The sequence below is a fragment of the Elioraea tepidiphila DSM 17972 genome (assembly GCF_000378465.1).
Classification (GTDB): domain Bacteria; phylum Pseudomonadota; class Alphaproteobacteria; order Acetobacterales; family Acetobacteraceae; genus Elioraea; species Elioraea tepidiphila.
In genome coordinates, this window is sequence record NZ_KB899933.1 from 1 (window position 1) to 26,795 (window position 26,795).

A 26,795-nucleotide genomic window follows, 5' to 3' on the forward strand; every position below is an offset into this window, starting at 1 on the left:
GCCGAAGCCGAGGAACGCTACTACGCCATGCTTGACGACCAGAAACTGGCCGCGTGACTCAAACCAAACAGCCTCCAGCAAAACCGGAGCGGTTCATGTTGAAAAAATGCCTGGTCTCTGATTCGATCTCGCAGCGATGCGGTGAGGGGCAAGCATGCTGGGACGACGTGGACCGGAGCAGTACGAGTTCTTCGCCGGCTCTCTGCGTGACCTGATCCCCGATGAACATGTGCTCGCCCGCGTCGACCGGGTGCTCGATCTGAGTTGGCTGCGTGACGAGGTGGCTGGGCAGTACAGCGCCGAGACCGGTCGGCCCAGCATCGATCCGGAAGCGGCGGTCAGGCTGATGCTGGCCGGTTTCCTGCTTGGCCTTGTGCATGACCGGAGGCTGATGCGCGAGGCGGCGGTGAACGTGGCGATCCGCTGGTTCGCGCGCTTCGGGCTGACGGAGCCCCTGCCGGACCACTCCTCGCTCACGCGCATTCGCCAACGCTGGGGCGCAGCGCGCTTTCGCCGCATCTTCGAGCGCACGGTGACGGCGTGCGTGGCGGCCGGGATCGCGAAAGGCGAGGTGGTGCACGTCGACGCCACGCTGATCCGCGCCGATGTCAGCTGGGAGGCGCTTGCGCAACGTTGGGTCGAAACGGTGGAAGCCGAGAACGAGCCGATCGACGTGACTGTGCGCGACGGCAAGCAGACGGGCAAATACAAGAAGGTCTGCACCACCGATCCCGATGCGACGATGGCGACCACGGGCCGCCACCAGCGGCTCGAACCGGCGTACAAGCAGCACACAGCCGTTTGCGACCAGGCTGGCGTGATCGTCGACGTCGAGGCGACGACGGGTGAACTCAACGAGGGCGGCGAGCTCGTGCCCGCGATCGAGCGTGTCGAGGCGGTGACGGGCACGGCCGTCGCCATCGTGAGCGCCGATGCCGGCTACGCCTATGCCAAGGTCTACGGCGCGCTGGAACGACGTGGCATCGCGGCGGTCATCCCGCCGAAGGCCGAGCCGATCCGCTCGTCAGTGCCGATGCGGCGCTTTCGCTACGATGCCCGCCACGACCGCCTCATCTGCCCACGCGGCAAGGCGCTTAAGCCGGGTCGGCGCGTGAAGCATGGTCGCTTCTTCACCGCGCGCGCCAGGGATTGCCGGCGTTGCGACCTGGCCCGGCTCTGCCTCTCGGGCGGGCGCGTCAACAAGGCGGTGGTGGTCGGTGACGACTACGCCGCGCTGCTACGCGCCCGTCGCCGGCGCGAGCGATGGAGCGATCACGACAAGGCTGTCTATACCCGCCACCGCTGGCGCGTCGAGGGCGTGCACGGCGAAGCGAAGACCCGCCACGGCTTGGTGCGCGCGGTGCGCCGCGGCCTGACCAAGATCAGGATCCAGGTCTACCTGATGGCCGCCGCCATCAACCTCAAGCGTCTGGCGGCCGCCACCGCCGTCATGCTGTGTGCATTCGCCACCATCCTCACCGCCCAGCACGCAAGCGCGCCGCGGTCCGGGCGCACCAGAGCAGCGCTCGCGTCAACCTGACGCCCCTTGTTCAACAGCCCCCGCGTGCACTTCATGCGCAACGCCCTTGCCCATGCCGGCAAGAGCGGCCGGCGCGTCCCGGGTTCCCATCGCGGCTTGGCGCGATGGGGGCCCGTCTCAGCCTTCATCGCCACCGCGTTCGCCCAGAATGACGCGACTGCCGCCACGATGCAGTGGCGCCGCGTCGCTGACCAACTACGACCCAAGCTGCCGAAGCTCGCCGCCCTGATGGAGGAGGCCGAGAGCGACGTACTCGCCTACATGAGCTTCCCACCCCAGCACCGCGCCAAGCTGCACAGCACCAATCCGCTCGAACGCCTGATCGGTGAGATCAAGCGACGCACCGAGGTCGTCGGCATCTTCCCCAACGAGGCCGCCATCACACGCCTCGTCGGTGCCATCCTGCTCGAACAGAACGACGAATGGGCCGTCCAGCGCGCCCGCTACATCACCCTGGAAAGCATCAGCCCCGTCAGCGATGATGCACCCGTCAGCCTCCCCGCAATGGCAGGCTGATCAGCCCGGCCAGGCCAGCAAACGCGCCGGCTCACCGCCAGCTACACCACGACGCGGGATACGACCGGACGGGAAATCCCACAGGCTGCTAAGGCAGAGGCGGATCGGGGGCTTCATCCGATCGGATGGAGATGCGCAAACGGAACGAAGGAGGTCGTTCGGACAGGTCTCGGATCGCGGGTGCCGTCGTTGGCATCAACGCGCCTCCATCGGCCGAGGCCGCTTCAGCGAGCCCCGGCGCCGGGCCCTGAGTTGGATCAAGGAGACCGGCGACAGCTCGTGCCAAGCTGATTTTTGTGGCGACGCAACGGAGACGACGCATGACGGCAGTCCATCCGCCCCCACCCCGCCAGGCAGATGTCCCGCAGACGGGCGGCATCTCCGAGGGTGCCGGCCTGACGCCCGAGACGCTGGGCGCGGCGATGGAGCGGCTCGGCGATACCGTCGACCGCGTCCTGCGGGGCCAGGGTGCACGGCTGACGGCCGGCATCTCGCCCGCCGCGCTGGCGCTGGCCTTCGCAGACTGGGCGGTCCATCTCGCCGTGCTGCCCGGGCGGCAGGCGATGCTGGCGACCAAGGTCGCGACCAAGCTCGCCCGGCTCGCCGACTACGCCGCGCGCTGCGCGGTCGGCCAAGCCGATGCCGCCTGCATCGAGCCGCTGCCGCAGGACCGCCGGTTCGACGATCCAGGGTGGCGCCAGCCGCCGTTCAGCCTGCTCGCGCAGTCCTTCCTGCTGACCCAGCAATGGTGGCACGTCGCGACCACAGGGGTGCGTGGGGTGTCGGCGCATCACGAGCACGTGGTGAACTTCGTGGCACGCCAGCTGCTCGACGTCGTCTCGCCGGCCAACTGGCTGCCGACCAATCCGGAAGTGCTGCGCCGGACCGCGGCGGAGGGCGGCCTCAACCTGCTGCGCGGCTGGCAGCACGCGGTCGAAGACGCATCCCGCGCGCTCGCGGGCATGCCGCCGGTCGGTGCAGAGGCCTTCCGCGTCGGCGAAACCGTCGCCTGCACGCCCGGCAAGGTGGTGCTGCGCAACCGGCTGATCGAGCTGATCCAGTACGCGCCCAGGACCGAGACGGTGCACGCCGAGCCGGTGCTGATCGTGCCGGCCTGGATCATGAAATATTACATTCTCGATTTGCGTCCGGAGAACTCGCTCGTCAGACATCTCGTCGATCAGGGCTTCACCGTGTTCTGCATCTCCTGGCGCAATCCGGGGCCCGAGGATCGCGATCTGACGATGGAGGACTACCACCGCCTCGGCGTGATGGCCGCCCTCGATGCGATCGGCGCGATCTGCGGCGGTGAGCGGGTGCACGCGCTCGGCTATTGCCTGGGCGGCACGCTGCTCGCGATCGCGGCCGCCGCAATGGGCCGCGACGGCGACGACCGGCTGGCGAGCCTCACGCTGCTGGCCGCGCAGACCGATTTCTCCATGCCGGGCGAGCTCGCGCTGTTCATCGACGAGAGCGAGGTGGCGCTGCTGGAAGACATGATGGCGGTGAGGGGCACTCTGGAGGCGCGCCAGATGGCGGGGGCATTCCAGCTGCTGCGCTCGAACGACCTGATCTGGTCGCGGCTGGTGCGCGAGTATCTGCTCGGCGACCGCGCGCCGATGACCGACCTGATGGCCTGGAACGCCGACACCACCCGGATGCCGGCGCGGATGCACGGCGACTACCTTCGCCACCTGTTCCTCGACAACGACTTCGTCGCCGGCCGCTGGATCGTCGGCGACCGGCCGGTCTCGCCCAACGACATCCGCCCGCCGATCTTCGCGGTCGGCACCGAGACGGATCACGTCGCCCCCTGGCGCAGCGTGTTCGCGATCCACCATCTCACCGAGGGCGAGGTGACGTTCCTGCTCACCAATGGCGGGCACAATGCCGGCATCGTCTCGCCGATCGGCCATCCGCGACGGCGATATCGGATACGCACCCACCACGCCGGGGAGCCGCATCTCGATCCCGACGCCTGGCTCGCAGCGGCTGAGACGCGCACGGGGTCGTGGTGGCCGGCCTGGACCTCGTGGCTTGCCGCGCAGGACGGCCGCATGGTGTCGGCGCGCGGACCGGGCGGCGCGCATCACCCGCCCCTCGCCGATGCGCCCGGGAGCTATGTGCGGATGCGGTAGCGCGCGTTGACGCGCGGATGCGCCGCTCGCAAGCTCCGCCCCTCAAGACCCGAGGGAGGAACGTCATGATCACCCGTCGCGGCCTCGCGGCCGCCAGTGCAGTGCTTGCCGCCCCGCCCGTCCTGCGTGCCCAGACCGCGTGGCCCGGCGAGAGGCCGATCGAGGTGATCGTGCCGTATCCGCCCGGCGGCGGGGTGGACGTGATGGCGCGGCTGACCCTGCCCTTCGTCGCCAAGCACCTGCCCGGCGCGCGCTTCGTCGTCGCCAACCGCGCCGGCGCGGGCGGTCAGGTCGGGTTCGAGGCGACCTTCAACGCCGCACCGGACGGCTACACGCTCGGCGCGGTCGCGGTGCCGGCGCTGAACTCGTTCCCAGTCGAGCGCCCGGTGCGCTACCGGCCGATGGAGTTCACCTTTCTCGCCAACGTGGTCTACGACCCGAACACCATCTTCGTCGGCCGCGACTCGCCGTTCCGTACCCTCAAGGACCTGATCGACGCGGCCAAGGCGAGACCGGGCCAGCTGCATTACGGCACCACGGGGATCGGTTCGGACGATCACATCCTCATGCTCTGGCTCGAGGACCTCGCGCGCGTCGAGCCGATGGTGCACGTGCCGTTCCAGGGTTTCGCACCGATGCTGTCGAACGTGCTCGGCGGACACATCCAGGTGGCGGTCGGCAATGTCTCGGAGATCCTCGCGGCCATGCGCGACGGCCGCGTGCACAGCCTCGGCCAGGCAGCGACCGAACGCTGGAGCGAGGCTGCGGACGTGCCGACCTTCCGCGAGCAGGGCTTCGACATCACCGGCGGCTCCTCGCGTGGCATTGTCGGACCGCCAGGCATCGCGGAGCCGATCGTGCGTCGGCTGGAGGAAGCGTTCCGGGCGACCTTCATCGATCCGGACTTTCGGCGCGATGCCGCGCGGGCGACGCTGCCGCTCAGGCTGCTGGTCGGCGCCGAGTACCGCGCCATGATCGCGGAGACGGATCAGGCGGTGCGGGACCTGTTCCGTCAGCGGCCCTGGGGGCGCTGATACCGGGCTGCGAAAGGCTTCACCTTTGGCAGCCCGGTATCGCGCGCAGGACTGGTGTGGCGTGTGCGCGCCGAAGGAAAATTCATACCTGAGGCGGCCGGGCGACCGCGGGTCGCCCGGCCGACCGGGTCAGAGATTGACGCCCCAGGGCAGCGGATACCAGCCAAACCCCTCGCCCTCGGCCGCCACATGGCCAAGGCCGGGGAAAGCGAAATGGTACGACATCACGCCGATCCGCTCCTGCGCCAGCATGCGCAGCAGCCGCAGGCGCGACTGCGCCGACTGCCTCGGGTCGGTGTCATAGGCGAACTCGATCTGCGGCCGGCGCAGCATGATCACCTCATGATGCGCGAGGTCGCCGATGAACATCGCCTTCGCGTTGCCAGACTGGACCACATACGCGGTGTGGCCGACCGTGTGCCCAGGCGAGGACACCGCGATCACGCCCGGCACGACCTCCTTGCCGTCCTCGACGAAGGTGAGCCGCTCGCGCACCGGCAGCAGGTTACGTCGCGCGCCCTGCACGAACACGCCGACCCAGCCGTCGGTGCGTCCACGCGCCTCGTCGGTCCAGAAGTCGAAATCGGCCTTGCTGATGAACACCTGCGCGTTCGGGAAGTTGGGCTTGCCGTCACCGCCGATGATGCCCCAGACATGGTCGATATGGCCGTGGCTGCACACCACGGCATCGATCTGCTCGGGCATGATCCCGGCCGCGCGCAGATTCGCGAGCAACATGCCGGTGTGCGGGCCGAACGGACGCGTGTAGCCAACGCCGGTGTCGAACAGCACCATCTGCCGGCCGGTATTCACGACGAAGCAGTTCTGCGGCAGGACGAGCTTCTCGGTGGAGCGGAAATTCGCGCGCAGCAACTGCGTCAGGTCATCGCGCGGATGGCCCGGGAACCCGGCGGCGGGCTCGCCGAGATCGAGATCGCCGTCGCCGACCACGGTGATCTCGAACTCGCCGAAGCGCGTCCGGTACCAGTCGGCCGGCCTGACGCCCGAGATCGGAGCGGCCGCGTCGGCGCGACGGGTCAGCACGGGCAGGATGGCGGCGCCGAGCGCTCCGGCAAGCAGGCGGCGCCTGCCAAGCGCGAATGGGGGGAGTGCGCTCATCGTATCCTCTTTCCGATTGTCGTTGCGTGGCTCGGTTCGCCGGAATGGCGGCAGGTGAACCTAGCACAGCACTGCATGGCGCTGCACTGAAGGATCGTCCACCCAGGCGGTCAGCCGCGGCGCGCGGCCGAGGCTGTGCGGGCAATCTCCTGCACGGCGCGCGCGGCGATCAGCGCATCCGGTGCACCGGTGGTCTTGCACGCCGCCTCGGCAGCGAGCAGCCGATCGCCAATTGCCACCACGCGCGGCCGGGTCCAGGACGCGAGAGCGCGCGCGAAATCCTGCTCGTGACGGAAGAACACCGCCGGTCGCGCGCGGCGGGCGGCTTCCTTCGGGCTCAGCCGGTCGAGCTCCTCGGCAAGCGCAAGGTCAAGACGCTGCAGGTGCCTCAGCGCGGCGCGCACGATGGCGACCGGATTGGCCCCCTCCGCGATCGCCAGGCGCAGCGCGCGGTCGGCGCGCGGAAGATCGCCGGCGGCGGCCGCGAACAGCGCGGCGTCCAGGTCGAGGGTCGCGTGATCCCCCACCACCGCCTCACAGGACGCGACATCGACCCGGCCGCCGGGCCCGACGGCGAGGGCCAGCTTCTCGAGCTCCCGCCGGGTGATGCCCCGGTCCGCACCGAGATGATCGGAGAGCCAAGCGAGGGCATCCGTGTCGACCCCGACCCCGAGCTCCTTCAGCGTCGCCGCGATGGAGGTGCGCAGGTCGGCACCCGTCTCCGGCCAGCAGCCGATCGCGGCGGCATCGGCCCGGCGCTCGAAGAGCGCCCGCAGCTTGTCTGCCGGCCGCAGCGAGCCGGCCTCGATCACCAGCAGGGAGTCTCCCGGCACGGCGAGCGCGGCTTCCGCCGCGGCAGCGAGCGTGTTGGTCGCATCGCGCACCCAAACCGCACGCCTGCCGCCCATCATGCTGATCGCGGCCATCTCGCCGGCGAGCCTGCCCGGATCCGCGGCTGCCGCCTCACGCGGAACGACGCTGACACGGAACGGGTCATCGCGTGCGCCGGCGACGGCGACCACCAGCGCCTCGGCGCGTTCACGCCGCAACCCCTCGTCCTCGCCGTGCAGAAGCACACCCCGGGCGGCGCCGGGGTTGCGCAGGAAAGTAGAGATCCGCGCCCCTTCGACCTTCACGATGTCCGCGCGGCGCGGCGCGCATAGAAGGCCGCAAGCTGGGCGACGATATCGTCGGCGAGCCGTTCCGTCAGGCGCTCGTCGGCCGCCTCGCCGGAGAGCTGCGAGGCGAAATACTCGTTCGACATCACGTTGAACGCGTCGGCGGCGAAGGCGCGGCCGGTGACGAGCGGCTCGCGGGAGCCGAGCGAGGTCAACGTGTAGTTCGCGACCGCCGACACGCGCACCCGCGATGCCGTGTCGTCGCCACGCACGCCGACCCCCTGGCGCGTGAGGGAAACGGCGACTTGAAGCTCGTTCTGCGCCGGCGCGCCCGCGCCGTTGCGCAGTCGTTGATTCAATGCCGCGCGCAGGAGCTGGCCCGTCCGCTCGGGAATCAGCGCGACCCGCGTCGCCGCGAGCTCCGCCGCGACACCGCCTTGCCCGGCGGGGCCGTCGGCGTAGATCGGGCGGAAGCCGCAGCCGCCGACCAGCGCCAGCAGCGCCGCGCGCCTAGAGCACGAGATTGACGATCTTGCCCGGGACATGGATGCGTTTCCGAATCGGTCGTCCGGCGATGGCGCGCGCGACATTCTCCTCGGCCTCGGCGGCGGCGAGGACCGTCGCCTCGTCGGCACCGGCCGGAACCTCGATCGTGCCGCGCAGCCTGCCCATCACCTGCACCGCGATCGTGACGGTGTCGGCGGCCGCCAGGGCCGGGTCATGGTCGAGCCAGGACAGTTGCGCGACGAGCCCGGCGCCGGGCGCGAGGAGCGACCAGCACTCCTCAGCGAGATGCGGCATTGCCGGCGCGAACAGCCGTACGAGCGCCTCCAGCGCCTCGCGCCTCGCCCAGGCGAGATCGGTCCCCTCGCCCTTGGCGTCGGCGATCGCGCTCGCGAATTCGTATAGCCGCGCGACCGCAACGTTGAAGGCAAAGGTTTCGAGCGCAGCGGTGACGGCGGCGATGGTCCTGTGCGTGGTGCGCCGCAGCGCGCGCGCCTCCCCCGAGAACGTTGTCGGCACGGCCGCGCCATGCGGCGGCAGCGTTGGCACCGCTGCCGAGACGAGACGCCAGACCCGCTGGGTGAACCGGTACGCGCCGGCAACGCCCGCCTCCGTCCACTCCATGTCGCGCTCGGGCGGATTGTCGGAGAGGATGAACCAGCGCGCCGTGTCGGCGCCGTAGCGGTCGATGATCGCGCCCGGATCGACGGTGTTGCGCTTCGACTTGCTCATCGCCTCGACCGCCCCGACCGTGACGGGCGCGCCGGTCCCGACATGCACCGCCGTCCCGTCCGGCCGCTTCGCCACCTCGGTCGGGTAGAGCCAGCGTCCCTGCGCGTCCCGGTAGGTCTCGTGCTTCACCATGCCCTGGGTGAACAGTCCGGCAAAGGGCTCGCCCGAGGCGAGGCCGAGATGGCCGGTATCGCGCATCGCGCGGGTGAAGAAGCGGCTGTAGAGCAGGTGCAGGATCGCGTGCTCGATGCCGCCGATGTACTGGTCGACCGGAAGCCAGGCGTCCGCAGCGGCGCGGTGGGTCGGGGTGGCGGCGTGCGGCGCGGTGAAGCGCGCGAAGTACCACGAGGAATCGACGAAGGTGTCCATCGTGTCGGTCTCGCGGCGGGCGGGGGCGCCGCAGCGCGGGCAGGCGACGTGCTTCCACGTCGGGTGATGGTCGAGCGGGTTGCCGGGCCGCGACAGATCGACATCGTCCGGCAGGCGTACCGGCAGCTGGTCCTTCGGAACGGGCACGATGCCGCAGGCGTCGCAGTGGATCACGGGGATCGGACAGCCCCAGTAGCGCTGGCGCGAGACACCCCAGTCGCGCAGTCGCCACTGCACCACGCCGGTTCCCTGTCCGGTCCGTTCCAGCTCCTCGATGATCCGCCGCTTCGCCGCCGGCACCTCAAGCCCGTCGAGGAAATCCGAGTTGATCAGCGTGCCGTCCTCGGTGAAGGCGGTGTCGGCGACCGCGAAGCCCGCAGCGTCGATCCCCTTCGGCAGCACGACCGGCGTCACCGAGAGGCCGTACTTACGCGCGAACTCGAGGTCGCGCTGGTCGTGGGCCGGGCAACCAAAGATCGCCCCGGTGCCGTACTCCATCAGCACGAAGTTCGCGATCCAGACCGGGTAGGTGCGGCCGTTGAAGGGGTGGCGGACCGTCAGCCCCGTATCGTGGCCACGCTTCTCGGCGGTCTCCAGCGCGGCCTCGGTGGTGCCGAGGGTGCTGCATTCCTGGACGAAGGCGGCCGCCTTCGGATCCCGCGCGGCGATCGCGGCCGTGAGCGGGTGGTCCGGGCTGAGGGCGAGGAAGCTCATGCCGAACAGCGTGTCGGGGCGGGTCGTGAACACCTCGACGCTGTCGTGCCCGTCGATCGGGGAGGCGAGCGCGAATCGGACGCGCGCGCCCTCGCTGCGGCCAATCCAGTTGCGCTGCATGGTGCGCACCCGTTCGGGCCAGCGGTCGAGCGTGTCGAGCGCGGCCAGCAGGTCGTCGGCGTATTTCGTGATGCTGAGGAACCACTGGCTGAGCTTCTTGCGCTCGACCACGGCGCCCGAGCGCCAGCCGCGACCGTCGATCACCTGCTCGTTCGCGAGCACGGTGTGATCGACCGGGTCCCAGTTGACGAAGGCCTCCTTGCGCTCGACCAGGCCGGCTGCAAGGAAATCGAGGAACAGCGCCTGCTGGTGGCCGTAATAGGCCGGATCGCAGGTGGCGAATTCGCGCGACCATTCGAGCGAGAGCCCCATGCGCTTGAGCTCGCCGCGCATGGTGGCGATGTTGTCCCAGGTCCAGGTCGCGGGGTGGATGCCGCGCTCGCGCGCGGCGTTCTCGGCCGGCAGGCCGAAGGCGTCCCAGCCCATCGGGTGCATCACGGCGAAGCCGCGCGCGCGCTTGTAGCGGGCGACCACGTCGCCGAGGGTGTAGTTGCGCACGTGCCCCATATGGATGCGCCCCGAGGGATAGGGGAACATCTCCAGCACGTAATACTTCGGGCGCGTGCCGTCGGGCACGTCGGGCACGGCGAAGCAGCCGGCCCGCTCCCAGGCCTGCTGCCAGCGCGGCTCGGCCTGCGCGGGGTCGTAGCGGGCGGTATCGGCGATCTGGTCCATTGCAATGCGGAGTGTAGCGTCGGCGCCCGACCAGCGGGAGGGCGCGGTTCCCCAGGGGTGCGCGAGGGGAGCGGACGCGCTCCCCTCGCTCATTTTACTCTTCCCTACCGCCCCGCGGTCTGGACCGACTGCACGCGCAGGTCGCGCGCCCGGAGCAGGATCTTGTCCTCCAGCGCGGTCGCCATGTCCGGCGTGACCGGCACGTCGACCCATTGCCCGCGGCTGTTGACCTGGCGGAACACGGAGACCCGCACGCCGTCGGCGCGCAACTGCCGGCCGAGGATGTAGGCGGTGACCTTGAAGCGCTCGTCCGGCGCCTCCGGCGGGGAATACCAGTCGGTGATGATGACGCCGCCGAAGGGGTCGGCGGAGGACAGCGGCATGAAGGAGAGCGTGTCGAGCGCGCCGCGCCAGAGGAAGGCGTTGACGCCGAGCGCCCCGCCGCCCTCGTCGCGCGGGCTCCTGTTTGTACCGAACAGGATGAGCCCGCTCTCACCGAACAGGCGGCCGCGCGTCATGTTGTCCCGGCGCGGGTCGTTGTACTCGTCCTCCTCGACATAGCGGCCCTGGCCGCAGGCGGCGAGAAGAAGCAGCGCGAGCAGGATCAGGCTGGGACGTCGCATGGCTCATCGCCGGCAGTGGTGGATCATCCCGGCACGCATGGACCGTGACGGGACGCGCGTCAACACGGATCGCGACAGGGCAACAGAAAGGGGGGCAGGTCGCCCCGCCCCCCGATCACCTGACGGCCGAGGCCGTCACGCACTCACCACGCCATGCCGATGCCCAGGAGGCCGACATTGGCCTTGAAGCTGTCCTGGGTGCCCGCCTGGAAGGTGTTGAAGTCGCGGCCCGACTCGCTGACCTTCGAGTACAGGTACTCGGCGAACAGCGCGAGGCCCGGCGCGAGGGCATAGCTGGCGCCGATGCCGAAGCCGCGCTCCTTCAGCTTGCCCGTGCCGACAGCGGTGCTGCCCTCGGTACGGAGCTCATGATACGCCGCGCCGAAGGTGATCGCGCCGATCGTGTAGCGCGCACCGAGCTGCCAGCTGAACGCGTTGCGGTTCTGCGTCGCCGGGCTGCTCTTCGGCAGAGACGTGAAGCCCCGGTTGTAGGGGCCGAAGGTGGTGATGCCGCCGAAGGTGAGGCCAGCCCAGGTCACCTGCGCGCCGACCACACCAGCGGTGGCGCGCTTGAAGCCAACCGCGCCGGGGGTGGGGTCGTCGACAACATCAGCCGTGCGGAAACCGCCCGAGGCCGTCAGGCCGACCGGCCCGAACGTGCCGCGGTAGCGCAGCATCGCGTCGATGATGTTGCGCTGGCGACCGGCGTCGGTCGTGGACGACGAGGCCCGGTCGCACCCGGTGAACGCCGCACCGCCGGCGCCGCACTGGCCGTTCAGGTTGCCGTCGTTGGCGGCGTAGCTGAGGCCGAGATCGAAGCCGAAGAACTGCGGCGAGTAGTAGCCGATGCCCGACCGGCCGTTCACGACCGAGGACGAGTAGAAGAAGCTGCTGGCGACCAGGCCGCCCTGGCCGGTGAACACGACGTTCTGGTCACCGTCGAGCAGGCCCGAGGCGATGCTGCCCATGATGTGGCCGGTGTGCATCTGCTCGACCGCGAGCACCGTGCCCGTGCCGAAGCGGAGCTGGCCGAGGGTCGGCGTGCCGATGTAGCCGGTCGCGCGGCGGTAGAACACCGTGCCGCGGCCATCGCCACGGGCACCATCGCTCGGCATGCGGAGCTCGAGGCGGGCGCCGTAGCGGAGGCCGTTCGCGGCAACGCCGTCGGCGCCGACCCAGATCCGGCCGTAGTCGAAGAAGTCGTAGCTTGACAGCTTGCCCGAGGCGCTGCTGTCACCGTCCTGGCTCACCAGAGCGCCGTAGAAGCGGAACCGGCCCTGGACATATCCGGTGAGACCCGGCTGCGGCGTCTGCCCCGAAACCTCGGCAGCCGACTGCGCGCGCGCGGGGGTCGCACCATCCGCCACCATCGCGGCAAACCCTGCCGCCGTGGCGAGGAGGATCTTGCGCATCCTGTATCCCTCTCCTCAGTTCAGCGCGCGCCGGACGACCCGACGCGCAGTTCATGGCCCCCTCCCCGAGCCCCTGGAGAGACGCATGCGCGTCACGCCCAAGGCGGATCACCGAGCCTGGGACAGACTATGCTCAAGCCAGCGCGAGGGTGTCCATCGGCCCCGAACGGGCAATCGTGCGTTTCAGGGCACACCGTGGCAGGGCTGCAACACGGGCGGGGGCGGGCGGAGTCCGAACGCGCCGGACTGACAGGGCCGCGCCGCCAGGGCGCCCACCGCCGCGATCGCCGCGGCGCCGGCCCGGGCAGCGGCGGTGACGCGCAGCGCGGTGATGCCGCCGAGGGCGGCCACCGGCAGCCGCGCGGCGCGGCTGAACCGGGCGAAACGCACGGTGCCCAGGGCGCGCGCGCCAGGATGGCTCGCGGTCGGGAACAAGGGCGAGAGCAGGGCCAGATCGGCGTTCATCCGACGCGCCCGCGCGAGCGCGGCCGGACCGTGCGCGGCGACGGTCAACAGGCCCCGACGGTGCAGCCGCCAAAGAACCGGCGGTTCCATGCCGTCTGCCAGATGGAGCCCCGTGCCGAGTCGCAGCGCCAGCCGTGCGTCACGCGCGATCGAGAGACGCAGCCCACGCGCCCGGCAGAGCCGCGCGAGCCGCTTCGCGAGATCGGCCCGCCCCGGCACCGAGTCGTGACGCAGAATGACAACACATCCACGTGGAAGTGCCGCAGCGGCCGCGAGGGGGTCGCCGCCCCGGGCCGGATCGGTCATAAGGATCAGCCACGGGAGCCGACGCATCCTGCGCCGCAGACGCCGCGCCGCTCCGATCAACCCTTGCGCCATGCCATGTCCGAACGCACCGCCATCGCCGCCGCCCTCGCCACGGTCCGCTCCCGGGTTGCCGACGCCTGCGCCCGCGCCGGCCGCGACCCATCCTCGGTCACGGTGGTCGCGGTGTCCAAGACCCATGAGCGGCCGGCGATCGAGGCGGCGATCGCCGCCGGCCAGAACGTGTTCGGCGAGAACCGGGTGCAGGAGGCCCAGGCCAAGTACCCGGCCCTGAAATCCGCCCATCGCGGCCTGAAGCTGCACCTGATCGGCCCGCTGCAGACCAACAAGGCCGCGGCCGCCGTCGCGCTGTTCGACGTCATCGAGACTCTGGACCGGCCACGGCTCGCCGAGGTCATCGCGCGCGAGATCGCAAGGCAGAAGCGCGCGCCGACCCTGTTCATCCAGGTCAACACCGGCGAGGAGCCGCAGAAGGCCGGCATTCCGAAGCCCGAAGCGGACGAGTTCATCCATCTGTGCCTGGACGAGTGGGACCTGCCGGTGCGCGGACTGATGTGCATCCCGCCGGTGGACGAGGATCCGGCGCCGCATTTCGCCTGGCTCGCCGCCTGCGCCGCCCGCCACGGCCTCAGCCAGCTCAGCATGGGCATGAGCGGCGACTTCGAGACCGCGATCGCCCACGGGGCGACGCATGTCAGGATCGGCACGGCGATCTTCGGCGCCCGGCCGGCACCACCTCAGGGCTGAACGGACCGGGCCTCAGGTCCCGTCGCGCCGCAGCCGCAAGGTGCGGTCGTAGGCGTCGAGCCCGCGCATCATCCGCTCGGCGAAGCCGCTCTCGCCGGCGGGGCGGGAGGCGGCCAGCGCGGGCAGCGCGGCCTCGGACGGGGCGCGGTAGGAGCGCGCGCCGAGCCGGGCGGCGAGCGCCTGGCCGTCGACCGGTGCAACGGCCGCGTCGGCGAGCGGGACCGCGTCGGCGAGCTGCGTGCCGGCGGCACGCGGCAGGGCGGCCGCCGTCGCCGCTCCGGCCGGCAGCGGCGGCGCCACCGCCACCGCGCCGCCCGCGCCGCCATCCGGCGAGTCGCTGAACAGGCTCTCGGCCATCGCGCCGACCGCGGCGATGATCGCGCCGACCGGTCCGCCGAGCAGGAACCCGCCGAGCGCGCGGAACGCCGGGTTCACCGACTCGCCGGTGATCTGGCGATAGGCCCAGCCGACCACGGGGATGTGGTGCAGCGGGTTCAGGTTGGCGAGGAAGTCGCCGAACGAGATCTCGACCGGCATCGGCACGGCCTCGTCCTCGCGCAAGGGCGGGCCGCCATCGGGCGCCTGGCGCAGGCCGTGCGGCAGCAGGGGCAGGGACGAGCCGATCATGCCCGACGGGGCAGCAACCACCGTGCCAATCGGCTCGCCCAGGAAACCCGCCCGTCTGCCGGTGCCGCCTCACCGTCCCGGCGGCAAGAGCCGGCCGCCGCCCGGCAGAGCCTGCCGGGTCAGAACAGGTGGCCGAACCGCTCCGCCTTGGTCTGGAGGTAGCGATCGTTGTGCTCGTTGGCGGGGAAGCGGTGCGGCACGCGTGCGGCGACCCGGATGCCGCAGGCCGCGAGGGCCGCGACCTTGTCGGGGTTGTTGGTCAGCACCCGCACCGTGTCGATGCCGAGCTCGCGCAGCATCGCCGCGGCGATCAGGAAGTTGCGCTCGTCGGCGCCGTAGCCGAGGCGGGTATTGGCATCGAGCGTGTCGGCACCCTCGTCCTGGAGCTGGTAGGCGCGCAGCTTGTTGACGAGACCGATGCCACGCCCCTCCTGAGAGAGATAGAGCAGCACGCCCGCCCCTTCCTCGGCCATGCGCGCCAGCGCGCCACGCAGCTGCGGGCCGCAGTCACAGCGCAGCGAGCCCAGCAGGTCACCCGTGAAGCATTCGCTGTGCAGGCGCACGAGCGGCGGCTCGGCAGCCGACCAGGGGTCGCCCACCACCATGGCCAGGTGCTCCGTGCCGCCATCGGCCGGGCGGAAGGCGATGATGCGGGTCTCGCGGCTGTCCTCGGTCGGCACGCGCGCCTCGCCGACGCGGGTGAGCGTTGCCGCGACCGTGTCGGGATAGCCGAGCACGTCCGCGCCCGGCACGGCGATCAGGTCGTGGCGGGCGGCGAACGCCCCCCAATCGGCCTGCTCGGCGACCGGCGCGGCCAGCACCGCCGGCAGCAGGCGCGCGAGCTTGGCCAGCCGGATGGCGACGGCAGCCGGGATCTCGGGCGGCAGCGGGGCGGGCTCGGGGCGCAGGGCGGCAGGCTCGGCGGTCGGGTCGGCGAAGGCGCGCAGCAGCGCCGGGGTCGTGCCCGGCGGCAGCCGGATGGCGACGGCAGGAGCGGCAGCACCGCCCGGCGCTGGACGCTGCAGCACGGCGGCCGCGCGCGTCGGCGCGAGCAGCAACTGCGCCGGCTGGGCGGCGAGCGCGCCGAGCCGGACGAGCGTTGCCGCACCGGACAGTTCCGCCGCCGCGACCAGGAACGCCCCCTCCTCGCAGAGCGCCAGCACAGGGGCGCCGCGCCGCAGCTCGGCGATCGCGCGATGCACCTGGCGCAGGCGACGCTCGCCCTCCGACTGGTCGAGCTCCGCGGCGAGCGCAGGCACGTCTCCAGGCGCGGCAAGAAATGGGCTGGTCCGCATGTCTCTCTCGATGGTGTCGGCGTTCCCGGGCGACATTTCGGCCGTCGATCGGGGCGCGAAGATGGCAGGCAGGCATCGATCCTGCGGGCGCGCAGGCACGGTTGAGTGATTGCGGCAGCGCAAGATCGTTTCAAAGGCCTTTGCGATATGGGGGGCCGGCCGCACTTCGCCAGATGCGTCCGACGCCTTGCCAATCGGCGGTCCGGCGCACGCTCGCGTGATCGTGTGCCGGCGCCCCCCCATCCGACCCCACATACCGGCCGGCAGACGGACACGGATCCGCAACCCCGGCGCGGTCTAGCGCATGTTGCCTGCGTGGCCGCGGCCGATTCTTGCCCCGCCAGCCGCGCGGCTGGCATCATGACGTTGGGAGATGCGGACGAAAGATGACCCCCATGGCGCTTGCCCGACCGATCCTGATCGTGGATGACGACCGCGCCCTCCGCGCGACCCTCGCCGAGCAGCTGAAGGGCGAGGGCGAGTTCGAGCCGATCGAGGCGGAAACCCTCGCGGAGGCCGAGGCCGTGCTGACACGCAAGGACGCGCGTGTGGATGCCGTGCTTCTGGATGTCGGGCTGCCGGACGGCGACGGGCGGGAGTTCACGCAGAGGCTGCGCAAGCTCGGCGTGAAGGTGCCGGTGATCATGCTGACCGGGGCCGACACCGAGGCCGACACGATCAAGGGCCTGGACGCGGGCGCGAACGACTACATCGTCAAGCCGTTCCGCTATGGCGAGCTGCTGGCGCGGCTGCGCCGGCACCTCGCGATCTTCGACAACTCCGATGACGCGGTGTTCTCGATCGGACCGTACACGTTCCGTCCGGCGGCGAAACTTCTGCTCGAGCCCACGCGCAACCGCAAGATCCGGCTGACCGAGAAGGAGGCCGCGATCCTGAAATACCTCTACCGCGCCGCTTCCGCCCCGGTGGCTCGCCAGGTGCTGCTGAACGAGGTGTGGGGCTACAACGCAGCGGTGACGACGCACACGCTCGAGACGCACATCTACCGGTTGCGTCAGAAGATCGAGCCCGACCCGTCGAATGCGCGGCTGCTGGTAACCGAAGGCGGGGGGTACAAGCTGAACGCGTCCTGGATGCCGGCTCCGGTCCAGGCAGCCTGACGGGCCGCGTTGCGCGGGCGGGCGGCGCGGTGTAGTGACCCCTCGCCGCGGAGGGGTGCCGGAGTGGTCGATCGGGCCGGTCTCGAAAACCGGTGTACGGGCAACCGTACCGTGGGTTCGAATCCCACCCCCTCCGCCAGTTCCCATACGAGCCGCACTCTCCGCCAGACCGACCACCGCGCTGAGTGGCAGGTTTCCGGGGATTCTCCGAGCAGACCTGTTGACCGGCGCGACGTGGAAACGGCCGAAAATCGCTCTCCGGCGGCCAGTTCTCTCCGGATCTCCTGACCTGGCCGATTTAGTACGCCTGGAAAAACGCAATCACTTCAGTGCCTTACACGCCCAACGCCGCCTGAAAGTTCGAGTTTCGTTCGCCACCCAAGCCCGACCGCAAATCAGGCATCGATCAGTGTACGACTGCTGAGGGGAGCCGCATGCGGCCGGTTCAGCCCCAGACGTTCTTGGAAGCGCTGGTCCAAGGCCTCGCGCACCGCGATGAAGTCACGGGAGGAACGCTCCTCTGGCGTCAGCGCGACCCACAGAGTCACCTGTTCGACTAGCCGTTCCAGAATCGGCACGAGTGCTGCCAGGGTCGGCGCGCGACGCGAAGCCGTTAGGGCGGTCTCGGCGGCCCATATGCACGTCGCCCAGGTCTCCAGGACGTCGGTCGGCAGCCGGTCATGGACCGCCTCGAGCTCCAGCCGACGCACCGCGGGTTCGCGCCCGCCGAAGAAGACATTAAGCGTGCGCCCCATAAGGCGCGGCCAGGTCTCTGCGGAGCCATTTGCCGCTGTGGGCAGCACTTGCACCGCAGTCGGTTTCCGCGTCGCGTCGCCGAAGCCGCCGATCGCGATCGCAGTCAGCAAGGCGCGAAGCCGAAGGAGCTCCTTCGAGCCGATCTCCTTCGCCTCTGCCATACGCTTGCCGAAGGCGCTCACGGCATCGCCGAACGCACGTGCGTCAGCCAAGCGCCGCAGCGCCGGATGCGCGGTCTTGGCGCGCGGCCCCGCCATCTGTCCGAGTTCCAGGCCACCTTCAATGGCAGAGGCGCCATCGGCAACCTCGTCGCCGGTGTCGAGCGCCTTCAGGATTTCACGATCGTCGTCAGGGCGACTTTCTCCATCGGCGCCGGCCCGCGCCACGCCGAGCGCGCGGTTCAGAAACGCGCGCACCCGAGAGGAAGCGCTGCCCGCCAGGCTGTTCCGCTCCCTTTCGCCCGGCTCGACCCGCCGCCGCCGTCCGGCCAGGAAGGCCGTGTAGTCCAGCATCTGCGACGGCCGCGTCCCCCGATCCGGGACGCGAGGCCCGCGCGGCACGAAGGCGTCCGACGGCGGATGAGTTGCGGCACCGCGGTCGGCCGCCTCGAGATCGTCGAGGATCTCAAGCAACCAGAGACCTTCTTCCTGCGCGTCGTCGAGCGCCGCAGCTGCCTTCTCGCCCCGGGATCCCATCGGCTCGCGCGTCTCCGAACGCAGCTCGCCCACGCAGGCGACCACCGCCGCTCCGGAACGCCGGCCATCTTGGAAGCGGACGCGGGCGACCCTAGGACGCGCCGCACCGGCGGGGATTGAGAACACGAGTGGCGACGTGTCGGCGGCAGCCACAGCTTCGAGCGGCACGTCGACGATAGCGTCGTCATTCGCAACCAGCTCGACAATGGCCGACCCGTGGAGGACGTCAGTCCCAAGCGCGGGCGAAGACGGCCACCAGCGCAGCCGGTCGAACACGGCCTCAAAGGTCCCGGGGTCGCTGGCGCGCGCGTCGTCAAGCGGCAGTGCCTCACCGGGTTCATAGGCCGGGATGTCGGCAGCATCCACCGTACGTCCGCCATCTGCGACCACCGTCAGGCCCAGCTCGTCCAAGACCCGACCGGCGGGCACACGCCGATAGAGGCACGCTTCCTCGTTGATGCCGGGCTCCTCCCCGCGGCCCAGAGCGGCCAGGGTGCAGTTCGCGCTGCCGACCAGCACGTGATCGGTATCTCCGGTATTCGCGACGATCAGCTTCGCATGGACAAACCGCGAGTTGCGCTTCGGGAAGCGTCGCTCATCGAAGCCCGCAAGCTCGCCCACCCGGACCGCGCGCCCGTTCCGCAGCGCGTCCTTCGGGAACAGGCCCTGCACTGTGTCGATCAGCGCCGCCGTCTCAGCTGCGTCGAGGCGCTCCTGGAGCTGCCTGAGCGCCGCGAGCCTCTCATCCCAGTACGGCGAAAGCACGATCAACCGGTCGGCGGACGCATCGCCGACCATTCGGAGAAAACGGGCGCCGATCCCCTCGGGCGCGCCGGACGCGATGAACGCCGCTTGCGTGCCGTCTGCCAGCGTTTCGAGACCTTCCGCCGGACGTGCACGCAAGAGCCAAGGCGTCCGGGCCCGAGCCCACTCTATCTTGTCCGCCACGGCCTGCTGCCGCTCGTCGAGGAAGCGCCTCAGGAACGCCCACCCAGCGGCGATGAGGCGTTGCTCGCCCGTGTCCTCCAATCCGCACTCGAGGAGGCTTGCGAGCTCCAGATTTCCTGCCAACCCAGCCCCCGTTGCGTTGGCAGACGCGACGATCATCCGCCCACCCTTGCGGCCCAGCTGGAGGAAGATTTTCGGATGAAATACGCCGCCGCTCGCCGACGCTTTCACAAGCAGGTAGTGCGCGCCGGCAGAGCGCGGCGGGGGCGAGCCGCCATTTAGCGCTAGCCCCACCATCGCCGCATCGGCGATGAGCACGACGTTGCGGCAGCCGGCACCGCGGAGCCGGCTCAGCGCGATCGTCTCGAACGCCTCGAAGTCGATCCCAAAGCTGCTGATGATCGCGGTGTGGTACCCCGTGTCTCCCAGGCGCTCGTAGAGCCTCATGTCGCCTCCGCCAGCTCGCGTCCGCGCTCGGTCAGCCCGGAAGGACTAAGGAGGTGGATGTCGCGCAGAAACGTCAGGGCATTGCCGAGCCTGGGGTTGGTCAGCACCGGCCCATCTTTTGAGCGCACGCGGACTTTTCCGTCGTCGGCCTCAAGCAGGAAGGTGTAGTCGCCCTGATGTCGCAGCTTTTGCATGGCGACCCAGAGATGCCGATCCAGCACCCGCTCCCGCATGAGCCGGGCCAGTGTCTGGTCGAGGGGCGCATCCTGGTAGGCGTCTAGGAAGGCGAGCTCAGATGCGAGCGACCGGAAGGCCGCGCCATCGATCCCCTCACCACCGAGTTCCGCCGCGAGCAGAGCGCGGCTCGGCGCGCAGCGCTGGTGCAATACGGCCAGCAACTCGATGGCAGCCCGAGCGCTGGCGACGTCTGCTCGCTCTTCGCCCCTCCCCGCATCCAAGACGGCCTCGGAGAGGGCGCGCTCCGACCCCCGTTCCGCGCGCGACTGAGAATTCGTGGCCGTCGGCAACGCAGCGACCAGCTGCCGCCATGTCCGCGGCCAGCCCGCAGCGCCCACCTCAAGCGCGTCCACAGCCTCGGCAACCGCGCGCGCAGGCTCTATGCCTGTCGTATAGGACTCGACCGTGTCGAGGAGCCACTTCAGCAGAGCCTCACAGGCGATGCGGCCGAGGTCGCCGGCCTGGTAGGCCCACCAGCGCTGCCGATGCGCCTCTAGCTCGTCCCCAAGACGGGTGACCGGCTGTCCGTTGGGCGCAGCCCCGGCATAACACACCCAGCGTAGGACATCCGCGCTCGCTTCGCCGTCGATCACGCCCGTGATCTGGAGAGCAAGCCGGAGAGAGCGCTGGCGCGCGACGTCGTTCGGCCTCGGATCCTCGAATGCGGCGAAGAGGAGCCGCTGGTACGCGTCCCGCTCGGCAGTGTTCTCCCCGATGCCCGCTGGGAGAACCGGCGTCAGGGACGCGAGATCCGCCTTGGTGACGCGCCCCTCCTGAGCGAGCGTGAAGAAGGAGTCGGCCAGAGGGCCAATCGCCTCGGCGAAGCCGTCCGCGAGCACGTCGCCAAGGCCCGGCGCCGGTACTGGAATCTCGTGCTGACTTGCCTCCCCGAAGACGCCTACCTCGTAGAGCTGGCTGGCATAGGCCGCGCCGTAGGCGCCCCAGGCCTGCTTCAAGTAGGGCGTACCGGCGCCGCCTGGATCAGTGTCCTGCCTGAAGTCGATCAGGCTGCCGCGGTGCTCCCCAAGACGGCGGGCGGCCCAGAGCACGCCAGCCACACCACCATTACCATCTTCGCCAGCGGCATTGGCCGCGACGAGGGCGAGTAAGGCCTCCGCTCGCCGGACCGTTCGCTTCCAGCTCTCCAGACGCGTGTCGCCGATCCGCTCCGCGTAGGTACGGCAGAGCCACGCATAGAGCCCGTAGTATCGAATGCGGAGGGTGACATTGCTGATGCCGGGAACGAGCCGCTGGTACAAATTCACGGAAGCGGCCTGCATGCCGAGCGGGTCGAGGCCGCTCTTTTGCCGGAGTTCCGTCCATTCCGGTATCGCGACCAACGGGCGCGAGGTTGTTGACACTTTCAGATGGCCTCGTGGGAGGTCGGGAGCAGGTCGCGAGACGGCACGGCTATACAGTGCCGCCCGCAGTTGCACGGGCGCCAGCGAACATCTTCCCCACGTAGGTCAAACTGTCATCGATCTGGAACAGGATGTGCCGTTGTTCCATGTCGTGCTTCGATATTGACCACAGCATCTCCATCGTCGCGGCCGGCGTGTTGGAGATAATGAACGAGTCGAGAGTGACGGCGGGATCACCTAGGCGCTGCTCGATCTCCTTGATCGTCAGGTAGAATTCGATTTTCGGATCGGTCTTACCGAGATTTCGGATGCCTTTGGGGTCGATAAACAGGACGCGCTGCCGCTGACCTTCGAGCAGCCATAGGATGAAATCCGGGTAGAAGTTGCCGGCTTCGAAAAAGCCGACGCCCCGCCCTCGGCTCATGTTGCGGAGCAGGTAGATCTGCTTGCCCTTGAGGAAGTCCTTGCCCTCCTGGCTCTCGCAGAAGGTTCGTAGATCCTCCACGAAGTCGCGTTCGCCCTTGTTGAGCGGCACCGGCTTGATCTCAACCACGGCCGAGTCGCAGTACAGCAATGGCCGGTAGAGGTGCGCATCGAAGCCGATCGCCTTGAGGCCTTGGAACTCCCAATTCCGCAGGGTTCCGGCCTCGATTTCGGCCTTCAGCTCTTCCAGCTTGGCAGCGATATCCTCGCGCGAACGATCGATGAGGATGCGGTAATAGTTCTCGCCGCTCGGGTCATCTGCGTGCGGGAAGTTGGCATCGTTCTCGTCCAGGTCGCGCAGCTCGAGATGCGGAAGCTCCCATTCTCGTTTGCGGAAGGTGTAGTACCGCTCCGCGTACTTTCGCAGCAGCGCGGCTGCGATCTCCTGCCAGAGCCGAACCCGGTCAAACGACCGGAAGCTGAGTTCCTCGGCCGGGATCTGGATACGATACCAGCTTGTGTCCGCCAGCAGGTCGAGGATGGCCTTCCGCGAGAGATTGAAGTTGTGCCAGCCACGCTCCGCCTTGAAGCTTTCCAGCTCGAAGAACAGCGCGTCAATGTCTAGCGCCGCGACATGAAGCGGCGTCAGGTGCGCCTCGTTGAGTGCGGCCTGGCCATCGCCTCCTGAAAGCCCACGCGCGCGCATGGCTTGAATCTTCGGATACCAGTTCAGGACCACTTGGCTCTGCTGGAGGGCCTTGGCTTCAACCCTGTCAGCAGGATTGGGCCTGGCGAGGGTGGGAATCGGAGCCAGCTTCCGGAAGGCGTCGCCGAACTCGGTCGTGACGCCGTTGATGGTTCTCTTGAGACGGATCGTCTTGAGCTTCTGCGTACCGAGATTCTTGACGACAGGGAGGATGAACTCGATCCGATCGTCGTTGGTCGGCAGCCCCTCCTCTGAACCGCCCCGGGATTGCCGGAGGCCAGTTTCGTCAAATTATGCAGCCATGGGTGTGTCGTCCAGCATGGCGTAGTAGCGCTCCTCGGCTTCGGCAGGCGGGATGTTACCGATGGGCTCGAGCAGTCGCCGATGGTTGAACCAGTTGACCCACTCCAGCGTGGCGTATTCGACGGCCTCGAAGTTGCGCCATGGCCCGCGCCTGTGGATGACCTCGGCTTTGTAGAGGCCGTTGATCGTTTCGGCCAAAGCGTTGTCATAGCTGTCGCCGACGCTGCCGACGGATGGCTCGATCCCGGCTTCGGCAAGGCGCTCGGAGTATCTGATCGAGACGTACTGACTACCGCGATCAGAGTGATGGATGAGACCGCCGCGGCGCGTCGGTCGGCGATCATGAAGTGCCTGTTCCAAAGCATCAAGCACGAAGCTGGCATGGGCAGTCCGCGATGCGCGCCAGCCAACGATCCGGCGAGCGAACGTGTCGATGACGAACGCGACGTAAACGAACCCGGTCCAGGTTGCGACATAGGTAAAGTCCGAGACCCAGAGCATGTTCGGCGCTGGGGCGTGGAACTGCCGGTTGACCTGATCGAGCGGACAGGGCGCGGCCTTGTCGCTCACCGTCGTCCTGACTGGCTTGCCACGGATCACACCCTGTAGGCCGAGGTCACGCATCAGCCGTTCGACCGTGCAGCGGGCAATATCGAAGCCCTCACGCTGCATCTGCCGCCACACCTTGCGCACGCCATAGACCTTGAAGTTGGCGTCGAACACGCGGCGCACTTCCGCCTTCATCGCCTCGTCGCGCTGAGCGCGTGGCGACAGTCGCGACGGATCGCGGCGCTGTGCCACACGCTCATGGTAGGTGGATGGGGCGATCGGCAGAACCCGGCAGATCGGCTCGACCCCATACTCACCACGATGCTCATCAATGAAGCTGGTCATCGCTTGAACGGGCGGTCGAGCTCCGCCTGGGCAAAATATGCAGAAGCCTTGCGTAGGATCTCGTTGGCCTGCCGCAGCTCCCGGTTCTCTCGTTCCAGCGCCTTCAGCCGGTCAGCCACCTCGACCGGAATGCCGGCACGCTTGCCGCTGTTCACCTCGGCCTTCTTCACCCACTCCAGCAGCGTGTGACCCGAGCAGCCAATCATCGCCGCTATCGATGTGATCGCCGCCCACCGGGAGGGATGCTCGCCTTCCTGGTCCAGCACCAGGCGGACTGCCCGCTCGCGAACCTCAGGGGAAAACTTGTTCGTCGTCTTGCTCATCCTAGACCCTTACTCTCAGGAGTTAGGGCCTCCGGCAAACCCGGGGCGGTTCAAGCCTCCGAGAACCATCCCCCGAGGTTCCGAGACGATACGCTGGTTCTGGCGGCATTATGTTGAGGAAATGCTGCCCTGAAAAGGGTGCAGCCTTCCTCCCATTACCGATCGGCAGCGACTGCGCGACTAGAAACCCTTATTCTGGCGGTTGGCGCCTGTGAGGCGAGTTTCGTTTCGGCTAAGCGTTGGATAAGGCGGTGGCCTGATCCACCCACGCCACCGGGAACGGCTCCATCAGCCTCGGCAGCATCATCCCCTCTGGCTGCCGCCCATCCAGGATCGCCTCCACGATGTCCGGCGCCAGCAGCGTCAGTCGCAGCACGCGCGAGACGTAGGACGAGTTGATCTTCTCGGCGGCGGCGAGCTCGTTGATGGTGGCGAACCGCCCGGCCTCCAGCATCCGTCGCCACCGGTAGGCCCGGGCGACCGCCTTGATGAGCGTTGCGTCCTGGCGGCGCTCCAGCGCCAGCACGCCGGGCGTGACCATCGCCTTCCGCGCACTCCGCGGCTTCACCCGAAGCGGGATGACTACCGTGAGGATCTGCGCAGCCTCACTCATGCAGCCGCCCTCCGGGTCTCGGACGCCTGGGCGGCAAGGTCACGCACGAGGCCGCCGAGCCCGTCCAGCCGCAGCCGCACCGCGGCTCCCTCGGCCCGGACGTCAACCCGGTCCACCAGCAGTCGCACAATGCGCGCCCGCTCGGCTTGGAAGAGCTCGTCCCACAGAGGCTCGATCTGCTCGAGCGCCAGCAGCACCTCCTGTTCGGTGACGTCCGACGCCGTGGCGCGCGCCGCCCGCCACGTGCCTACGACCATCTCGGGCTGCCGCAACAGCGCGCGGACCTGGGCGACCACCGCCGCCTCGATCTCCCCGGCCGGGAGGCGTGCGATCGCCGGCCGCTCGGTGGCACCGCCCTTCAGCATGGCTTGGCTGACATAGTAGCGGTACATCTGCCCGCCCCGGCCGCGGCTGTGGCTGGGCGACATGGCGCGCCCCTCGCTGTCGAAGATCAGCCCGCGCAGCAGTGGCGCCGTGGTGTTCCGCGTCTGGTTGACCCGCACCCGCGGGCTGACCTGTAGGATGGCGTGCACCGCATCCCACTGCGCCTGACCGACGATCGCGTCGTGCTCGCCTGGATAGGCCGTGCCCTTGTGCACCGCCTCGCCCAGGTACACGCGGTTGCTGAGGATGCGGTAGACGTCGCTCTTCGTCAGCGGGCGCCCCCGCTTCGTGGTCGCACCCTCGTCGCGCAGCACCTGCACCAGCTTGGTGCAGGACTCCAACCCCACGAAGCCCTGGAAGATCCGCCGCACCAGCGCGGCCTCGGCGTCGTTCACCACCAGTTTCCGCTCGCGGACGTCGTAACCGAGGGGCACGTAGCCGCCCATCCACATGCCGCGCTTGCGCGATGCCGCCACCTTGTCGCGGATGCGCTCGCCAATGACCTCGCGCTCGAACTGCGCAAAGCTGAGCAGGATGTTCAGCGTGAGCCGGCCCATGCTGGTAGTGGTATTGAAGCTTTGCGTCACGCTGACGAACGTGACGTCGTTCGCGTCGAACACCTCGACCAGCTTGGTGAAGTCGACCAGCGACCGGCTCAGGCGGTCAATCTTGTAGACCACCACCACGTCGACAAGCCCGTACTGGATGTCGGCGACCAGCCGCTTCAGGGCGGGGCGTTCGAGGGTGCCGCCGGAGATGCCGCCGTCGTCGTACCGGTCGCGCACCAGCACCCAGCCCTCGGCGCGCTGGCTGGCAATGAAGGCCTCGCAGGCCTCGCGTTGGGCGTCGAGGGAGTTGAACTCCATGTCGAGGCCTTCCTCGCTCGACTTCCGGGTATAGACCGCGCAGCGGAGCTTCCGCACGGTGGCCAGCATCGCACCGGCCGGCTTCGCGTCGCGCTTCATGCCGCGCTCCGGCTCGGGCGCAGCCCGAAGAACACGCGCCCATTCCAGCGCGTGCCGGTGATGGCGCGCGCGATGGCGGAGAGCGACTGGTAGGGCTGGCCCTGGTACTCGTAGCCGGCGCGCGTGACGGTCACCACGTGCTCGACGCCCTGGTACTCGCGGATCAGCTGCGTGCCGGCGATCGGCTTGTCGTCGCCGCGCATGCGGCGGATCGTGACCTTCCCCCCGTCGAGCTGCTCGCCGAGCGCCTCGAGGCGGGCCAGGGTCTCGGGCTTCAGGCCGCCATAGGCGAGCTCCTGGATCCGATAGGCCAGGCGGCTTTCCAGGAAGCGCCGATTGTAGGGCGGCGGCTCGGTGCCGAAGAGCTCCCGCCACTGCTGCTTCAGTGCCGGCGTGGCGGCGGTCTTGAGGGAGGCGAGCCGGCCCAGCACGTCGGCGGGTGGGATGGCGGGTGCGGTGAACGCCGGCGGGGTGGCGGGCTTGGGCTTCGTCGTGCGCGTCATGCGTCTCTCCGGTTGGTCCGGTTCGCATGCAGGCGCTGGGTGGC

The 26,795-nt window shown here is 69.2% G+C and carries 22 protein-coding genes, 1 tRNA gene, 1 pseudogene and 1 other annotated feature; of the genes and pseudogenes, 8 read left to right on the forward strand and 16 right to left on the reverse strand.

Features of this window, described 5'->3' with window-relative positions; genetic code table 11:
* The first annotated feature begins 154 nt into the window (after positions 1–154).
* The 4 genes and pseudogenes from F563_RS0116710 (at position 155) to F563_RS0116725 (ending at position 5,228) form a co-directional block, all read left to right on the forward strand.
* Positions 155–1,540, forward strand: coding sequence for an IS1182 family transposase (locus F563_RS0116710; protein WP_019015836.1), 1,386 nt, complete (start codon positions 155–157; stop codon positions 1,538–1,540).
* Positions 1,541–1,561: 21 nt separating this feature from the next.
* Positions 1,562–2,056, forward strand: a pseudogene (locus tag F563_RS0116715) (IS256 family transposase); the annotation flags it as partial.
* 320 nt (positions 2,057–2,376) lie between these two features.
* Complete coding sequence (locus F563_RS0116720) at positions 2,377–4,194, forward strand: PHA/PHB synthase family protein (protein ID WP_019015838.1); 1,818 nt, start codon at positions 2,377–2,379, stop codon at positions 4,192–4,194.
* Between the two features lie 65 nt (positions 4,195–4,259).
* Positions 4,260–5,228 (forward strand): Bug family tripartite tricarboxylate transporter substrate binding protein, encoded by a 969-nt coding sequence (locus F563_RS0116725; RefSeq protein WP_019015839.1) that lies wholly within the window; start codon positions 4,260–4,262, stop codon positions 5,226–5,228.
* Positions 5,229–5,357: 129 nt separating this feature from the next.
* Here F563_RS0116725 and F563_RS0116730 read toward each other — a convergent pair whose 3' ends face one another.
* The 7 genes from F563_RS0116730 to F563_RS23020 all read right to left on the reverse strand — a co-directional run bounded on the left by F563_RS0116730 (position 5,358) and on the right by F563_RS23020 (position 13,412).
* Positions 5,358–6,347 carry an MBL fold metallo-hydrolase gene (locus F563_RS0116730; protein ID WP_019015840.1) on the reverse strand — a complete coding sequence of 330 codons (990 nt, stop codon included), beginning with the start codon at positions 6,345–6,347 and terminating at the stop codon, positions 5,358–5,360.
* A 110-nt stretch (positions 6,348–6,457) separates the two neighbouring features.
* On the reverse strand, positions 6,458–7,483 hold the full coding sequence (holA, locus tag F563_RS0116735) for a DNA polymerase III subunit delta (RefSeq protein WP_019015841.1): 1,026 nt from the start codon (positions 7,481–7,483) through the stop codon (positions 6,458–6,460).
* The gene (gene lptE / locus F563_RS23015; protein ID WP_019015842.1) at positions 7,480–8,010 is read right to left on the reverse strand and encodes an LPS assembly lipoprotein LptE; all 531 of its coding nucleotides are present in this window, start codon (positions 8,008–8,010) and stop codon (positions 7,480–7,482) included. The genes holA and lptE overlap by 4 nt, the downstream gene beginning before the upstream one ends.
* Positions 7,976–10,579, reverse strand: a complete 2,604-nt coding sequence (gene leuS, locus F563_RS0116745; protein WP_019015843.1) for a leucine--tRNA ligase — start codon at positions 10,577–10,579, stop codon at positions 7,976–7,978. Before leuS ends, lptE begins: the two co-directional genes overlap by 35 nt.
* A 104-nt stretch (positions 10,580–10,683) precedes the next feature.
* Positions 10,684–11,202 (reverse strand): DUF3576 domain-containing protein, encoded by a 519-nt coding sequence (locus tag F563_RS0116750; protein WP_019015844.1) that lies wholly within the window; start codon positions 11,200–11,202, stop codon positions 10,684–10,686.
* 143 nt (positions 11,203–11,345) lie between these two features.
* Positions 11,346–12,614, reverse strand: a complete 1,269-nt coding sequence (locus tag F563_RS0116755; RefSeq protein ID WP_019015845.1) for a porin — start codon at positions 12,612–12,614, stop codon at positions 11,346–11,348.
* Between the two features lie 183 nt (positions 12,615–12,797).
* Positions 12,798–13,412, reverse strand: coding sequence for a thiamine phosphate synthase (locus F563_RS23020; RefSeq protein WP_342662338.1), 615 nt, complete (start codon positions 13,410–13,412; stop codon positions 12,798–12,800).
* A 48-nt stretch (positions 13,413–13,460) separates the two neighbouring features.
* On the opposite strand from F563_RS23020, the gene F563_RS0116765 reads away from it, so the two are divergent.
* Positions 13,461–14,150, forward strand: a complete 690-nt coding sequence (locus F563_RS0116765; RefSeq protein WP_019015847.1) for a YggS family pyridoxal phosphate-dependent enzyme — start codon at positions 13,461–13,463, stop codon at positions 14,148–14,150.
* Positions 14,151–14,162: 12 nt separating this feature from the next.
* Here the strand turns inward: F563_RS0116765 and F563_RS24100 are convergent, their stop codons facing one another.
* Entirely contained in the window at positions 14,163–14,777 is a 615-nt protein-coding gene (locus F563_RS24100; RefSeq protein WP_019015848.1) for a hypothetical protein, read from the reverse strand.
* A gap of 119 nt (positions 14,778–14,896) precedes the next feature.
* Complete coding sequence (ribA, locus tag F563_RS0116775; protein ID WP_084596661.1) at positions 14,897–16,072, reverse strand: GTP cyclohydrolase II; 1,176 nt, start codon at positions 16,070–16,072, stop codon at positions 14,897–14,899.
* A 395-nt stretch (positions 16,073–16,467) separates the two neighbouring features.
* Between ribA and F563_RS0116780 the strand changes: the two genes are divergently transcribed.
* On the forward strand, positions 16,468–17,193 hold the full coding sequence (locus tag F563_RS0116780; RefSeq protein ID WP_019015850.1) for a response regulator transcription factor: 726 nt from the start codon (positions 16,468–16,470) through the stop codon (positions 17,191–17,193).
* A 49-nt stretch (positions 17,194–17,242) separates the two neighbouring features.
* A tRNA-Ser gene (locus tag F563_RS0116785) sits at positions 17,243–17,332 on the forward strand.
* Between the two features lie 256 nt (positions 17,333–17,588).
* Here the strand turns inward: F563_RS0116785 and F563_RS0116790 are convergent.
* From F563_RS0116790 to F563_RS0116800, 3 genes are all read right to left on the reverse strand, one after another.
* Entirely contained in the window at positions 17,589–20,039 is a 2,451-nt protein-coding gene (locus tag F563_RS0116790) for a phospholipase D-like domain-containing protein (protein ID WP_019015851.1), read from the reverse strand.
* Positions 20,036–21,616 carry a hypothetical protein gene (locus tag F563_RS0116795; protein WP_019015852.1) on the reverse strand — a complete coding sequence of 527 codons (1,581 nt, stop codon included), beginning with the start codon at positions 21,614–21,616 and terminating at the stop codon, positions 20,036–20,038. The genes F563_RS0116790 and F563_RS0116795 overlap by 4 nt, the downstream gene beginning before the upstream one ends.
* Before the next feature lie 70 nt (positions 21,617–21,686).
* The gene (locus F563_RS0116800; RefSeq protein WP_019015853.1) at positions 21,687–22,799 is read right to left on the reverse strand and encodes a hypothetical protein; all 1,113 of its coding nucleotides are present in this window, start codon (positions 22,797–22,799) and stop codon (positions 21,687–21,689) included.
* On the opposite strand from F563_RS0116800, the gene F563_RS24935 reads away from it, so the two are divergent.
* On the forward strand, positions 22,800–23,021 hold the full coding sequence (locus F563_RS24935; RefSeq protein ID WP_156825233.1) for a hypothetical protein: 222 nt from the start codon (positions 22,800–22,802) through the stop codon (positions 23,019–23,021). It abuts the gene before it with no gap.
* 36 nt (positions 23,022–23,057) lie between these two features.
* Here the strand turns inward: F563_RS24935 and F563_RS0116805 are convergent.
* The 4 genes from F563_RS0116805 to F563_RS0116825 all read right to left on the reverse strand — a co-directional run bounded on the left by F563_RS0116805 (position 23,058) and on the right by F563_RS0116825 (position 26,751).
* Positions 23,058–24,286 (reverse strand): IS3 family transposase gene (locus tag F563_RS0116805; RefSeq protein WP_156825234.1). Its coding sequence is split into 2 segments (ribosomal slippage): positions 23,058–23,998 and positions 23,998–24,286, totalling 1,230 coding nucleotides; the frame shifts between segments, so codons are not numbered across the junction.
* Positions 23,889–24,005, reverse strand: a sequence feature (AL1L pseudoknot). Its footprint overlaps the gene before it by 117 nt.
* 232 nt (positions 24,287–24,518) lie before the next feature.
* Positions 24,519–24,899, reverse strand: a complete 381-nt coding sequence (locus F563_RS0116815) for a hypothetical protein (RefSeq protein ID WP_019015856.1) — start codon at positions 24,897–24,899, stop codon at positions 24,519–24,521.
* Positions 24,896–26,248, reverse strand: coding sequence for a recombinase family protein (locus F563_RS0116820; protein WP_019015857.1), 1,353 nt, complete (start codon positions 26,246–26,248; stop codon positions 24,896–24,898). The genes F563_RS0116815 and F563_RS0116820 overlap by 4 nt, the downstream gene beginning before the upstream one ends.
* Positions 26,245–26,751, reverse strand: coding sequence for a DUF2924 domain-containing protein (locus tag F563_RS0116825; RefSeq protein WP_019015858.1), 507 nt, complete (start codon positions 26,749–26,751; stop codon positions 26,245–26,247). Before F563_RS0116825 ends, F563_RS0116820 begins: the two co-directional genes overlap by 4 nt.
* Positions 26,752–26,795: the final 44 nt, after the last annotated feature.

What these genes read in the sequence shown, in the direction of transcription:
- F563_RS0116710 (WP_019015836.1), top strand. Translation starts at nt 155, where the DNA reads ATGCTGGGACGACGTGGACCGGAGCAGTACGAGTTCTTCGCCGGCTCT.
- F563_RS0116720 (WP_019015838.1), top strand. Translation starts at nt 2,377, where the DNA reads ATGACGGCAGTCCATCCGCCCCCACCCCGCCAGGCAGATGTCCCGCAG.
- F563_RS0116725 (WP_019015839.1), top strand. Translation starts at nt 4,260, where the DNA reads ATGATCACCCGTCGCGGCCTCGCGGCCGCCAGTGCAGTGCTTGCCGCC.
- F563_RS0116730 (WP_019015840.1), bottom strand. Translation starts at nt 6,347, where the DNA reads ATGAGCGCACTCCCCCCATTCGCGCTTGGCAGGCGCCGCCTGCTTGCC.
- lptE (WP_019015842.1), bottom strand. Translation starts at nt 8,010, where the DNA reads ATGTCCCGGGCAAGATCGTCAATCTCGTGCTCTAGGCGCGCGGCGCTG.
- leuS (WP_019015843.1), bottom strand. Translation starts at nt 10,579, where the DNA reads ATGGACCAGATCGCCGATACCGCCCGCTACGACCCCGCGCAGGCCGAG.
- F563_RS0116750 (WP_019015844.1), bottom strand. Translation starts at nt 11,202, where the DNA reads ATGCGACGTCCCAGCCTGATCCTGCTCGCGCTGCTTCTTCTCGCCGCC.
- F563_RS0116755 (WP_019015845.1), bottom strand. Translation starts at nt 12,614, where the DNA reads ATGCGCAAGATCCTCCTCGCCACGGCGGCAGGGTTTGCCGCGATGGTG.
- F563_RS23020 (WP_342662338.1), bottom strand. Translation starts at nt 13,412, where the DNA reads ATGCGTCGGCTCCCGTGGCTGATCCTTATGACCGATCCGGCCCGGGGC.
- F563_RS0116765 (WP_019015847.1), top strand. Translation starts at nt 13,461, where the DNA reads ATGTCCGAACGCACCGCCATCGCCGCCGCCCTCGCCACGGTCCGCTCC.
- F563_RS24100 (WP_019015848.1), bottom strand. Translation starts at nt 14,777, where the DNA reads ATGATCGGCTCGTCCCTGCCCCTGCTGCCGCACGGCCTGCGCCAGGCG.
- ribA (WP_084596661.1), bottom strand. Translation starts at nt 16,072, where the DNA reads ATGCGGACCAGCCCATTTCTTGCCGCGCCTGGAGACGTGCCTGCGCTC.
- F563_RS0116780 (WP_019015850.1), top strand. Translation starts at nt 16,468, where the DNA reads ATGGCGCTTGCCCGACCGATCCTGATCGTGGATGACGACCGCGCCCTC.
- F563_RS0116790 (WP_019015851.1), bottom strand. Translation starts at nt 20,039, where the DNA reads ATGAGGCTCTACGAGCGCCTGGGAGACACGGGGTACCACACCGCGATC.
- F563_RS0116815 (WP_019015856.1), bottom strand. Translation starts at nt 24,899, where the DNA reads ATGAGTGAGGCTGCGCAGATCCTCACGGTAGTCATCCCGCTTCGGGTG.
- F563_RS0116820 (WP_019015857.1), bottom strand. Translation starts at nt 26,248, where the DNA reads ATGAAGCGCGACGCGAAGCCGGCCGGTGCGATGCTGGCCACCGTGCGG.
- F563_RS0116825 (WP_019015858.1), bottom strand. Translation starts at nt 26,751, where the DNA reads ATGACGCGCACGACGAAGCCCAAGCCCGCCACCCCGCCGGCGTTCACC.